Genomic DNA, 12,650 nt, shown 5'->3' on the forward strand with positions numbered 1-12,650 from the left:
GTGTCACTTTCGCTTTGGCAGCAGTGTCTTGCCCGATTGCAGGATGAGTTACCAGCCACAGAATTCAGTATGTGGATCCGCCCGTTGCAGGCGGAGCTGAGCGATAACACGCTGGCTTTGTATGCGCCAAACCGTTTTGTGCTCGATTGGGTAAGAGACAAGTACCTCAATAACATCAATGGCCTGCTGAACGATTTCTGCGGGTCAGATGTTCCACAGCTGCGTTTTGAAGTGGGCACAAAGCCGGTCACCCAAACCGTTCGTGAAACCGTGAACGTCACCGCGCCCGCTCAGGCTGTTCCGGCTCCGGCGCCTCGCGTCGCACCTGCTCGTCAGGGCTGGGATAACGTCCCTGCGCCCGCTGAGCCCACCTATCGTTCTAACGTTAACGTGAAGCACACGTTCGATAACTTTGTTGAAGGTAAGTCGAACCAGCTGGCGCGCGCGGCGGCCCGTCAGGTTGCCGATAACCCCGGCGGGGCCTACAACCCGCTGTTCCTGTATGGCGGCACGGGTCTGGGTAAAACGCACCTGTTGCATGCGGTGGGTAACGGCATTATGGCGCGCAAGCCCAACGCGAAAGTGGTGTATATGCACTCCGAGCGCTTCGTTCAGGACATGGTAAAAGCCCTGCAAAACAATGCGATCGAAGAGTTTAAACGCTACTACCGTTCCGTTGACGCGCTGCTGATCGATGACATCCAGTTCTTTGCTAATAAAGAACGATCGCAGGAAGAATTTTTCCACACCTTCAACGCCCTGCTGGAAGGCAATCAGCAGATCATTTTGACCTCGGATCGTTATCCAAAAGAGATCAACGGTGTTGAAGATCGTCTGAAATCCCGCTTCGGCTGGGGCCTGACCGTGGCGATCGAGCCACCGGAGCTGGAAACCCGCGTCGCGATCCTGATGAAGAAAGCCGATGAGAACGACATCCGCCTGCCGGGTGAAGTGGCTTTCTTCATTGCCAAGCGTCTGCGCTCCAACGTGCGTGAGCTGGAAGGGGCGCTGAACCGCGTTATCGCCAATGCCAACTTCACCGGTCGTGCGATCACCATCGATTTTGTGCGTGAAGCACTGCGTGATTTGTTGGCATTGCAGGAAAAACTGGTCACCATCGACAATATTCAAAAGACGGTGGCTGAGTACTACAAGATCAAAGTGGCAGATTTACTGTCTAAACGTCGTTCCCGCTCGGTGGCGCGTCCGCGTCAGATGGCGATGGCGCTGGCAAAGGAGTTAACCAACCACAGTCTGCCGGAAATCGGCGATGCGTTTGGTGGCCGTGACCATACGACCGTGCTGCACGCTTGTCGTAAGATTGAGCAGTTACGCGAAGAAAGCCACGACATAAAAGAAGATTTTTCCAATCTAATCAGAACATTATCATCGTGACGCTATGAAATTTACCGTTGAACGTGAACATTTATTAAAACCGCTGCAACAGGTGAGTGGCCCATTAGGCGGCCGCCCAACGCTGCCTATTCTCGGAAACCTGCTGCTTCAGGTCGCGGACGGTACGCTGTCGCTGACCGGCACAGACCTGGAAATGGAAATGATCGCGCGCGTTACGCTGACTCAGCCGCACGACGCGGGCGCGACCACGGTTCCTGCACGTAAATTCTTTGATATCTGCCGCGGGCTGCCGGAAGGCGCTGAAATCGCCGTGCAGCTGGAAGGCGACCGTATGCTGGTGCGCTCTGGCCGCAGCCGTTTCTCGCTCTCCACGCTGCCAGCTGCGGACTTCCCGAACCTGGACGACTGGCAGAGCGAAGTTGAATTCACCCTGCCACAGGCGACGATGAAGCGCCTGATTGAAGCCACGCAGTTCTCCATGGCGCATCAGGACGTGCGTTACTACTTAAACGGCATGCTGTTCGAAACCGAAGGTGAAGAGCTGCGTACCGTCGCGACTGACGGCCACCGTCTGGCGGTCTGTTCCATGCCGATTGGCGATTCGCTGCCAAACCATTCGGTGATCGTGCCGCGTAAAGGGGTGATTGAACTGATGCGTATGCTCGACGGTGGCGACACGCCGCTGCGCGTGCAGATCGGCAGCAACAACATCCGCGCGCACGTGGGCGATTTTGTCTTCACCTCGAAGCTGGTTGACGGTCGTTTCCCGGATTATCGCCGCGTGTTGCCGAAGAACCCGGACAAAACGCTGGAAGCGGGCTGCGATAGCCTCAAGCAGGCCTTTGCACGTGCGGCTATTCTCTCCAACGAGAAATTCCGCGGCGTGCGCCTGTACGTGAGTGAAAACCAGATCAAAATCACCGCTAACAACCCGGAGCAGGAAGAGGCAGAAGAGATTCTGGACGTCACCTACGCCGGGGCTGAGATGGAAATCGGCTTTAACGTCAGCTACGTGCTGGATGTGCTCAATGCACTGAAATGCGAGAACGTACGCATTCTGCTGACTGACTCCGTTTCGAGCGTACAGATTGAAGATGCCGCATCACAGTCGGCTGCTTATGTTGTCATGCCAATGAGACTGTAATGTCGCTCACCCGTCTGTTGATCCGCGACTTTCGCAATATCGAAAGCGCGGATCTCGCTTTATCCCCCGGCTTTAACTTTCTGGTTGGCGCGAACGGCAGCGGCAAAACCAGCGTGCTGGAAGCCATCTATACGCTCGGCCACGGCCGGGCGTTTCGCAGTTTGCAGATTGGTCGCGTCATTCGCCACGAGCAGGAATCCTTTGTTCTGCACGGGCGTTTGCAGGGGGCGGAGCGAGAAACCGCCATCGGCCTGACCAAAGACAAGCAGGGCGACAGCAAGGTGCGCATCGACGGCACCGACGGCCACAAGGTGGCGGAGCTGGCGCTGCTGATGCCGATGCAGCTGATTACGCCCGAGGGGTTTACTTTACTCAACGGCGGCCCCAAATACAGAAGAGCGTTCCTCGACTGGGGATGCTTTCACAATGAAGCCGGTTTCTTTAACGCCTGGAGCAACCTGAAGCGTCTGCTCAAGCAGCGTAACGCTGCACTGCGCCAGGTGACCCGTTACGCCCAGCTGCGTCCGTGGGATATGGAGTTAATTCCTCTCGCGGAACAAATCAGCCGTTGGCGTGCCGAATACAGCGCGGGTATTGCCGAAGATATGGCCGACACCTGCAAACAGTTTTTACCCGAGTTCTCTCTCACCTTTTCCTTCCAGCGCGGCTGGGAGAAAGAGACGGATTATGCCGAGGTGTTAGAGAGAAGCTTCGAGCGCGACCGCATGTTGACCTACACCGCGCACGGCCCGCACAAGGCGGATTTCCGCATTCGTGCCGACGGTGCGCCGGTGGAAGACACGCTGTCGCGCGGGCAGCTCAAGCTCCTGATGTGCGCGCTGCGCCTGGCGCAGGGGGAGTTCCTCACCCGCGAGAGCGGACGGCGCTGCCTGTACCTGATAGATGATTTTGCCTCGGAACTTGACGACGCGCGGCGCGGGCTGCTTGCCAGCCGCTTAAAAGCCACGCAGTCGCAGGTTTTCGTCAGCGCCATTAGCGCTGAACACGTTATGGACATGTCGGACGAAAATTCGAAGATGTTTACCGTGGAAAAGGGTAAAATAACGGATTAACCCAAGTTGAAATGAGCGAGAAACGTTGATGTCGAATTCTTATGACTCCTCCAGTATCAAAGTCCTGAAAGGGCTGGATGCGGTGCGTAAGCGCCCGGGTATGTATATCGGCGACACGGATGACGGCACCGGTCTGCACCACATGGTATTCGAGGTGGTAGATAACGCTATCGACGAAGCGCTCGCGGGTCACTGTAAAGACATCGTGGTCACCATCCATGCGGACAACTCCGTCTCCGTCACCGATGATGGCCGTGGCATCCCGACCGGTATTCACCCGGAAGAGGGCGTCTCTGCTGCGGAAGTGATCATGACCGTGCTGCACGCAGGCGGTAAGTTCGATGATAACTCCTATAAAGTTTCCGGCGGCCTGCACGGCGTAGGCGTTTCCGTAGTAAACGCCCTGTCGCAGAAGCTGGAGCTGGTTATCCAGCGCGAAGGCAAAATTCACCGTCAGATCTACCAGCACGGCGTGCCTGAAGCCCCGCTGGCCGTTACCGGCGATACCGAGAAAACCGGTACCATGGTGCGTTTCTGGCCGAGCCTTGAAACCTTCACCAACGTCACCGAATTCGAGTACGACATCCTGGCGAAGCGCCTGCGTGAACTGTCGTTCCTGAATTCCGGCGTCTCTATTCGCCTGCGCGACAAACGCGACAACAAAGAAGACCACTTCCACTACGAAGGCGGTATCAAGGCGTTCGTTGAGTATCTGAACAAGAACAAAACGCCAATTCACCCGAATATCTTCTACTTCTCCACCGAAAAAGACGGTATCGGCGTAGAAGTGGCGCTGCAGTGGAACGACGGTTTCCAGGAAAACATCTACTGCTTCACCAACAACATTCCACAGCGCGACGGCGGTACGCACCTTGCGGGCTTCCGCGCGGCGATGACCCGTACCCTGAACGCCTACATGGATAAAGAAGGCTACAGCAAAAAAGCGAAAGTCAGCGCCACCGGTGACGACGCCCGTGAAGGCCTGATTGCCGTGGTCTCCGTGAAGGTGCCGGATCCGAAGTTCTCCTCACAGACTAAAGACAAGCTGGTCTCTTCCGAGGTGAAATCCGCGGTTGAACAGCAGATGAACGAACTGCTGAGCGAATACCTGCTGGAAAACCCGAACGACGCGAAAATCGTTGTGGGCAAAATTATTGATGCGGCGCGTGCCCGTGAAGCGGCGCGTAAAGCCCGCGAAATGACCCGCCGTAAAGGCGCGCTGGACCTGGCTGGCCTGCCGGGCAAGCTGGCTGACTGTCAGGAACGCGACCCGGCGCTGTCCGAACTGTACCTCGTGGAAGGGGACTCCGCGGGCGGTTCTGCGAAGCAGGGCCGTAACCGTAAGAACCAGGCGATTCTGCCGTTGAAGGGTAAAATCCTCAACGTTGAGAAAGCGCGCTTCGACAAGATGCTCTCTTCTCAGGAAGTGGCGACGCTCATCACCGCGCTGGGCTGCGGCATTGGTCGCGATGAGTACAACCCGGACAAGCTGCGCTATCACAGCATCATCATCATGACCGATGCGGACGTCGACGGCTCGCACATTCGTACGCTGCTGTTGACCTTCTTCTATCGTCAGATGCCTGAAATCGTTGAGCGTGGCCACGTCTACATTGCACAGCCGCCGCTGTACAAAGTGAAGAAAGGCAAGCAAGAACAGTATATTAAAGACGACGACGCGATGGATCAGTACCAAATCGCGATCGCCCTTGATGGTGCGACCCTGCACGCGAACTCGCACGCCCCTGCACTGGCCGGTGAACCCCTGGAGCGTCTGGTCTCCGAGTTTAACGCCACGCAGAAAATGATTGGCCGTATGGAGCGTCGCTATCCAAAAGCGCTGCTGAAGGAACTGGTCTATCAGCCAACCCTGACCGAAGCCGATCTGAGCAACGAGCAGACCGTGACCCGCTGGGTGAACACCCTGGTGAGCGAGCTGAACGAGAAAGAGCAGCACGGCAGCCAGTGGAAGTTCGACGTTCAGCAGAATGCGGCACAGCAGTTTGAGCCGATTGTTCGCGTGCGTACTCACGGCGTCGACACCGACTACCCGCTGGAGCACGAATTTGTAACCGGCCCGGAATACCGCCGTATCTGCACGCTCGGCGAGAAGCTGCGCGGCCTGATCGAAGATGATGCGTTCATCGAACGTGGCGAACGTCGTCAGCCGGTAGCCAGCTTCGAGCAGGCGCTGGACTGGCTGGTGAAAGAGTCCCGTCGCGGCCTCTCTATCCAGCGTTATAAAGGTCTGGGCGAAATGAACCCGGATCAGCTGTGGGAAACCACCATGGATCCGGAAAGCCGCCGCATGCTGCGCGTCACCGTGAAAGACGCGATTGCTGCCGACCAGCTGTTCACGACCCTGATGGGCGATGCGGTAGAACCACGTCGTGCCTTCATCGAAGAGAACGCGCTGAAAGCGGCAAATATCGATATTTAATCGTCGTTATACTGCATGATAACTGGCCGCGCTTTTAGCGCGGCTTTTTTGTGGGCGCAGGCATATCCAGCGACATCACGGACGGTAAACGGCTCGCCAGCGTATCTATCGCTATTCTTACCCTCAGCGGCAGGTGCGGCGTCTGCTGCCAGACGGCATGAACGTTGAAATGCACATCCGGTGCCTGCTTTAAGAGCGGGACGAGTTTACCCTGGTGAATATCTTTAACGACCATCCAGCACGGCAGCCATGCAATGCCGTGTCCGGCCAGCGCAGCGTCGCAAATAGCCTGTAAGTCATCCATATTGAGTGAGGAACGGGGAGTAAAGGTGTGCGACGTCCCTTCGTCATCCATCAGTTGCCAGGACAACACTCTGCCTGCGCGCAGATAGTTAATGGCCGTATGCTCGGGTAAATCATCCACCCTTTGCGGCTGGCCCTTCTTCAGCAGATACTCCGGCGCGGCGCACAGCACCATGCGGTGCTCTCCCAGCTTTCTGGCCACCAGCACGCTGCTGTCCTGCAGCGTGCCGTTGCGCACCGCCATATCGAAGCCTTCCTCGACCAGATCCACCACGCGGTCGCTGAATGACATTTCAAGCTCAAGCCCCGGGTGTTCCTGCGCCAGCGCGATCAGCAGCGGGGCGACGCACTGGCGGCCAAACAGCACCGGCATGGCAACGCGCAGGCGGCCGCTGACCTGCTGTTTTCCGGTTTCAAGCAGCGATTCCGCGCCCCGAATCTCCTCCAGCGCGCGAAGGCAGCGTTCATAAAAAAGCGCGCCATTATCGGTCAGCCTCTGGCTGCGGGTGGTGCGTTGAAAAAGGCGCACTCCCAATCGCTGTTCGAGGCGAGCGATGCTTTTTCCCACCGCTGAGCGCGACAAATGCAGCCTGATAGCGGCCTGGGCAAAACTTCCTGCCTCAACGGTGGCCACAAAAACAGGAATATCCTTCAGCGTATCGGTCATGGATTGTATCTATTCTGGCGTCAATAAAGAGAAAACTTATCGCCACTGGTGATAATCAGTCAACGGTAGACTGTCAGGACTAAAGCTCATCTGATGGCAGGAGAAATAAAATGACAGAGACAATGCAACGCTGGTCCATGGATGCCCTCGGGCGCGAGAACCTCAAGCTCATTCAGGAACCTGTTCCACAGCCCGGCCCGGGTGAGATCCGCGTGCGGGTGAATGCCGTAGCGCTTAACTATCGCGATAAAATGGTTGTTGAAGGCACAATGCCGATCCCGCTTTCCTTCCCTTTTACCCCGGCGTCTGACATGGCGGGCGTGGTGGACAGTATTGGTGAAGGCGTTACGCGCTTCAAACCCGGCGCACGCGTCATCTCAACCTTCTTCCCTGAGTGGATCGACGGTAAGCCGCAGGCGGACGCGCGTAATCTGCCCTATAAAACGTCCGGCGGCTACTTCCAGGGAATGCTGGCTGAGTATGTGATTGTGAAGGAAGACGCGCTGGTGGCCTCCCCGGAGACTCTGGATGACGCTGAAGCCAGCACGCTTCCCTGCGCAGGGCTTACCGCCTGGTTTGCGCTGGTGGAGCGCGGCCAGCTGCGCGCCGGGCAATCGGTGCTTGTACAAGGGACGGGCGGCGTGGCGATATTCGCCCTGCAAATTGCAAAAGCGCACGGGGCAGAGGTATTTGTCACCTCGGGGAGCGATGAGAAACTGGCGCTCGCCAAAACGCTGGGGGCCAGCCAAGGCATCAACCGGCTGAAAGGCGACTGGGCAGAAGATACGCTGGCGCTCACGCAGGATCGCGGCATCGACCATATTATTGAAACCGTGGGGGGCGAAAACCTGAAGCACTCCCTGCGCGCCGTTGCCGTTCACGGACGTATCTCGGTGATTGGCGTGCTGGCCGGGACGGACATTTCGTTACCTGCTGGCGAGCTGCTGCTGAAATCCCCCGTCATTCAGGGGATTGGCGTGGGGCACCGCCGGGCGCTGGAAGATTTCGTCCGCGCCGTGGATGTGACGGGGCTGAAACCCGTGATTGAACGCCGCTACCGCTTTGACGAGCTTAAACAGGCGTTTGAACACCTCGATCGCGGCGCGTTCGGTAAAATCGTTCTCACCCGCGAGTAAGCCTTTGTTCCCCGGGATAAGCGTAAAAGGGGGGATTCTGTTGCGCAATATAGCTCTATTTTTGTGGGCTTAATCGCGTTAGCATGAGGCAGCACTCATTTATCCCGGGGAACTCATGGCTATCAAACTTATTGCAATCGATATGGACGGTACGCTGCTGCTGCCAGACCACACTATCTCTCCTGCCGTTAAAAACGCGATCGCCGCCGCACGTGCGAAGGGCGTGAATGTGGTTCTGACCACGGGGCGTCCGTATGCGGGCGTGCACAGCTACCTGAAAGAACTGCACATGAATCAGCCGGGCGACTACTGCATCACCTATAACGGCGCGCTGGTGCAGAAAGCCGCAGATGGCAGTACGGTTGCGCAAACTGCGTTGAGCTATGATGACTACCTGTTCCTCGAAAAACTGTCCCGTGAAGTGGGCTCCCACTTCCACGCGCTCGATCGCAATACGCTCTACACCGCCAACCGCGATATCAGCTACTACACGGTGCATGAATCCTACGTTGCGACCATTCCGCTGGTGTTCTGTGAAGCCGAGAAAATGGATCCTACGACGCAGTTCCTGAAGGTGATGATGATTGACGAGCCGGAGATCCTGGATAAAGCCATCGCGCGCATTCCGGCAGAGGTAAAAGAGAAGTATACCGTGCTGAAAAGTGCGCCGTACTTCCTCGAAATTCTCGATAAACGCGTCAATAAGGGCACCGGCGTGAAATCGCTCGCTGATGCGCTGGGGATTAAGCCGGAAGAGATCATGGCGCTGGGTGACCAGGAAAACGACATCGCGATGATTGAATTTGCAGGCGTGGGCGTGGCAATGGATAACGCGATCCCGTCGGTGAAAGAGGTGGCCAACTTCGTCACCAAATCCAACCTGGAAGACGGCGTTGCCTGGGCGATCGAGAAATTCGTTCTGTCGTAACAAGCGCTTAAATCATCAGCCTCGGTTATCGACCGGGGCTTTTTTTTGCGCTGAATTTATTGAATTGTTCTTTTTGTGATCTGTATTGTAGTACAACATGAATTGATTGTACTACATTGTCGCCAGGGCAAAGACGAACCACCTCACGTTTGTACTGCAAAAGTGAGGTGAAATTCAGCGGTCGCGGTAAAGTAGTGATGGACATACAGAGCACAAGGACTCTCCATGACTCTCAATAAAACCGATCGCATCGTCATCACGCTGGGCACCCAGATTGTGGGGGGAAAATACGTTCCCGGTTCGCCGCTGCCGGCAGAGGCCGAACTGTGTGAGGAGTTTGAAACCTCGCGCAACATCATCCGGGAAGTGTTCCGCTCGCTGATGGCGAAGCGGCTGATTGAAATGAAACGCTATCGCGGCGCGTTTGTCGCTCCGCGCAACCAGTGGAACTACCTCGATACCGACGTGCTGCAGTGGGTGCTGGAAAACGACTACGACCCGCGGCTTATCGGCGCGATGAGTGAAGTTCGAAACCTGGTGGAACCGGCAATTGCGCGCTGGGCGGCGGAACGCGCAACCTCCGGCGATTTGGCCCAGATTGAGTCGGCTTTAAACGACATGATCGCCAATAACCAGAACCGGGAGGCGTTTAACGAGGCGGACATTCGCTACCACGAAGCGGTGCTGCAGTCGGTGCATAACCCGGTATTACAGCAGCTTAGCGTAGCGATCAGCTCGCTACAGCGAGCGGTATTTGAACGTACCTGGATGGGCGATGAGGCCAACATGCCGAAGACGCTCCAGGAACATAAAGTGCTGTTCGATGCGATACGGCATCAGGACGGCGATGCGGCAGAGCAGGCGGCACTAACCATGATTGCCAGCTCGACACGAAGGCTAAAGGAAATCACATGACATCTCGCTACATCGCCATTGACTGGGGATCGACCAACCTGCGCGCCTGGCTGTACCAGGGCGAGCAGTGCCTGGAGAGCAGGCAATCAGAAGCAGGCGTCACGCGCCTGAACGGTAAATCCCCCGAGGCGGTGTTAGCAGAGGTCACACAAAACTGGCGCGACAGCGCCACGCCAGTGGTTATGGCGGGAATGGTGGGCAGCAACGTAGGCTGGAAAATCGCGCCTTATCTGCCGGTTCCCGCTCGTTTCTCCGCCATTGGTGAGCAGTTAACGTCAGTTGGCGACAATATCTGGATTATTCCCGGTTTGAGCGTCTCCCGCGACGATAACCACAACGTGATGCGCGGCGAAGAGACGCAGCTGCTTGGCGCGCGCGCGCTTTCTCCTTCTTCTGTCTACGTCATGCCCGGCACGCACTGCAAGTGGGTCCAGGCTGACGCTGAGCAAATCCACGATTTTCGCACCGTGATGACCGGCGAACTGCACCATTTGCTGCTCAACCATTCGCTGGTGGGAGCCGGTTTACCTGAGCAGGAACCCTCGCCAGAGGCGTTTGCCGCCGGGCTTGAACGTGGGATTGCCTCCCCTGCCGTTTTGCCGCAGCTTTTTGAGGTTCGCGCCTCGCACGTGTTGGGAAATCTCCCGCGCGAGCAGGTCAGCGAGTTTCTCTCCGGCCTGCTGATTGGCGCAGAGGTCGCCAGCATGCGTGAGTTCATCGCGCACGAGCAGGCCATCACGATTGTCGCAGGCGCATCGCTGACGTCGCGCTACGAGCAGGCGTTTCGCGCCGTTGGGCGTGATGTTGCAACGGTATCCGGCGACACGGCATTTCAGGCAGGAATAAGGAGCATCGCTCATGCAGTGGCAAACTGATCTTCCCCTTATCGCAATTTTGCGCGGCATCACGCCCGATGAGGCGTTAGCCCACGTCGGCGCGGTTATCGACGCCGGATTCGACGCGGTGGAAATCCCGCTCAACTCGCCCGATTGGGAAAAAAGCATTCCGGCCGTGGTGGAGGCCTTCGGCAATAAGGCGCTGATTGGCGCAGGTACCGTGTTACAGCCTGAGCAGGTCGATCGGCTGGCAAAGATGGGCTGCAGGCTTATCGTCACGCCCAATATTCAGCCTGAGGTAATCCGCCGAGCGGTGGGTTACGGCATGACCGTCTGCCCGGGCTGCGCCACCGCCACTGAAGCCTTTGCTGCCCTCGATGCGGGCGCGCAGTCGCTCAAAATTTTCCCGTCGTCGGCTTTTGGACCGGACTACATCAAGGCGTTGAAAGCGGTATTGCCCGCCAGCGTGCCGGTCTTTGCCGTGGGCGGCGTAACGCCAGAAAACCTGGGTCAGTGGATGAGCGCTGGCTGTGTGGGCGCCGGACTGGGCAGCGATCTTTATCGCGCCGGACAGTCCGTGGAACGTACCGCACAGCAGGCGGCAGCATTTGTGAAAGCGTATCGAGAGGCAGTTAAATGAAAATAACCAAACTCACCACGTACCGTTTACCCCCGCGCTGGATGTTCCTGAAAATCGAAACCGATGAAGGAGTAGTAGGCTGGGGCGAACCCGTAATTGAAGGGCGCGCGCGCACCGTTGAAGCGGCGGTGCACGAGCTGGGTGAATACCTGATCGGTCAGGATCCGGCGCGCATTAATGACCTGTGGCAGGTGATGTACCGCGCGGGCTTCTACCGCGGTGGTCCGATCCTGATGAGCGCCATCGCCGGTATCGACCAGGCGCTGTGGGATATCAAAGGTAAAGTGCTGAACGCGCCGGTCTGGCAGCTCATGGGCGGCCTGGTGCGCGACAAAATCAAAGCCTACAGCTGGGTGGGCGGCGACCGTCCTGCGGAAGTGATCGACGGCATCACGCAGCTGCGCAACATCGGCTTTGACACCTTCAAGCTCAACGGCTGCGAAGAGATGGGCGTTATCGACAACTCGCGTGCGGTAGACCGGGCGGTCAACACCGTGGCGCAAATCCGTGAAGCCTTTGGCAACGAAATTGAGTTTGGCCTGGATTTCCACGGCCGCGTCAGCGCGCCGATGGCCAAAGTGCTGATTAAAGAGCTGGAGCCGTATCGCCCGCTGTTTATCGAAGAGCCGGTGTTGGCCGAGCAGGCGGAATACTATCCAAAACTGGCTGAACAGACCCACATTCCCATCGCGGCGGGTGAACGTATGTTCTCGCGCTTCGAGTTTAAACGCGTGCTTGAAGCGGGCGGGATTGCGATCCTGCAGCCTGACCTCTCTCACGCGGGCGGCATCACCGAGTGCTACAAAATTGCCGGGATGGCAGAAGCTTACGATGTGGCGCTGGCACCGCACTGCCCGCTCGGGCCGATTGCGCTGGCGGCCTGTCTGCACGTCGATTTCGTCTCCCGCAACGCGGTGTTCCAGGAACAGAGCATGGGAATTCACTATAACAAGGGCGCGGAACTGCTTGATTTTGTGAAAAACAAAGAAGACTTCTGCATGGAAGGCGGTTTCTTTAAACCGTTAACGAAGCCGGGCCTTGGCGTGGAAATTGACGAAGCCAAAGTCATTGAGCTGAGTAAAAATGCGCCGGACTGGCGTAACCCACTGTGGCGTCATGAGGACGGCAGCGTAGCGGAATGGTAATCGCCATCCCGTAGACCCGGTAAGCTTCCGGGCAAAAATCATACATACAAAAATATAACCCTCTGTA

At 57.2% G+C, this 12,650-nt stretch carries 11 protein-coding genes; 10 read left to right on the forward strand and 1 reads right to left on the reverse strand.

What is annotated here, in order from left to right:
- From dnaA to gyrB, 4 genes are read left to right on the forward strand one after another with little or no spacing between them, the layout of a single operon-like run.
- Window positions 1-1,395, forward strand: coding sequence for a chromosomal replication initiator protein DnaA (dnaA, locus tag MX657_RS00005; RefSeq protein ID WP_119916710.1), 1,395 nt, complete (start codon window positions 1-3; stop codon window positions 1,393-1,395).
- Window positions 1,396-1,399: 4 nt separating this feature from the next.
- Window positions 1,400-2,500 carry a DNA polymerase III subunit beta gene (gene dnaN / locus MX657_RS00010; RefSeq protein WP_008500170.1) on the forward strand — a complete coding sequence of 367 codons (1,101 nt, stop codon included), beginning with the start codon at window positions 1,400-1,402 and terminating at the stop codon, window positions 2,498-2,500.
- The gene (recF, locus tag MX657_RS00015; RefSeq protein ID WP_045260850.1) at window positions 2,500-3,573 is read left to right on the forward strand and encodes a DNA replication/repair protein RecF; all 1,074 of its coding nucleotides are present in this window, start codon (window positions 2,500-2,502) and stop codon (window positions 3,571-3,573) included. Before dnaN ends, recF begins: the two co-directional genes overlap by 1 nt.
- 28 nt (window positions 3,574-3,601) lie before the next feature.
- Window positions 3,602-6,013, forward strand: a complete 2,412-nt coding sequence (gene gyrB / locus MX657_RS00020) for a DNA topoisomerase (ATP-hydrolyzing) subunit B (RefSeq protein WP_346806861.1) — start codon at window positions 3,602-3,604, stop codon at window positions 6,011-6,013.
- A gap of 34 nt (window positions 6,014-6,047) precedes the next feature.
- Here the strand turns inward: gyrB and MX657_RS00025 are convergent, their stop codons facing one another.
- On the reverse strand, window positions 6,048-6,983 hold the full coding sequence (locus tag MX657_RS00025; RefSeq protein WP_346806863.1) for a LysR family transcriptional regulator: 936 nt from the start codon (window positions 6,981-6,983) through the stop codon (window positions 6,048-6,050).
- 110 nt (window positions 6,984-7,093) lie between these two features.
- Between MX657_RS00025 and MX657_RS00030 the strand changes: the two genes are divergently transcribed.
- The 6 genes from MX657_RS00030 to dgoD all read left to right on the forward strand — a co-directional run bounded on the left by MX657_RS00030 (window position 7,094) and on the right by dgoD (window position 12,583).
- Complete coding sequence (locus MX657_RS00030) at window positions 7,094-8,119, forward strand: zinc-dependent alcohol dehydrogenase family protein (protein WP_119916715.1); 1,026 nt, start codon at window positions 7,094-7,096, stop codon at window positions 8,117-8,119.
- A gap of 115 nt (window positions 8,120-8,234) precedes the next feature.
- Window positions 8,235-9,047 carry a sugar-phosphatase gene (gene yidA / locus MX657_RS00035; RefSeq protein WP_119916716.1) on the forward strand — a complete coding sequence of 271 codons (813 nt, stop codon included), beginning with the start codon at window positions 8,235-8,237 and terminating at the stop codon, window positions 9,045-9,047.
- 225 nt (window positions 9,048-9,272) lie between these two features.
- Window positions 9,273-9,962: a D-galactonate utilization transcriptional regulator DgoR gene (gene dgoR, locus MX657_RS00040; RefSeq protein ID WP_346806866.1), complete on the forward strand. Its 690-nt coding sequence runs from the start codon at window positions 9,273-9,275 to the stop codon at window positions 9,960-9,962.
- Window positions 9,959-10,837, forward strand: coding sequence for a 2-dehydro-3-deoxygalactonokinase (locus tag MX657_RS00045; RefSeq protein WP_119916717.1), 879 nt, complete (start codon window positions 9,959-9,961; stop codon window positions 10,835-10,837). The genes dgoR and MX657_RS00045 overlap by 4 nt, the downstream gene beginning before the upstream one ends.
- Window positions 10,821-11,438, forward strand: a complete 618-nt coding sequence (locus MX657_RS00050) for a 2-dehydro-3-deoxy-6-phosphogalactonate aldolase (protein WP_119916720.1) — start codon at window positions 10,821-10,823, stop codon at window positions 11,436-11,438. The genes MX657_RS00045 and MX657_RS00050 overlap by 17 nt, the downstream gene beginning before the upstream one ends.
- On the forward strand, window positions 11,435-12,583 hold the full coding sequence (gene dgoD, locus MX657_RS00055; RefSeq protein WP_028014940.1) for a galactonate dehydratase: 1,149 nt from the start codon (window positions 11,435-11,437) through the stop codon (window positions 12,581-12,583). Before MX657_RS00050 ends, dgoD begins: the two co-directional genes overlap by 4 nt.
- Window positions 12,584-12,650: the final 67 nt, after the last annotated feature.

Source organism: Enterobacter chuandaensis (assembly GCF_039718975.1).
GTDB lineage: Bacteria > Pseudomonadota > Gammaproteobacteria > Enterobacterales > Enterobacteriaceae > Enterobacter > Enterobacter chuandaensis.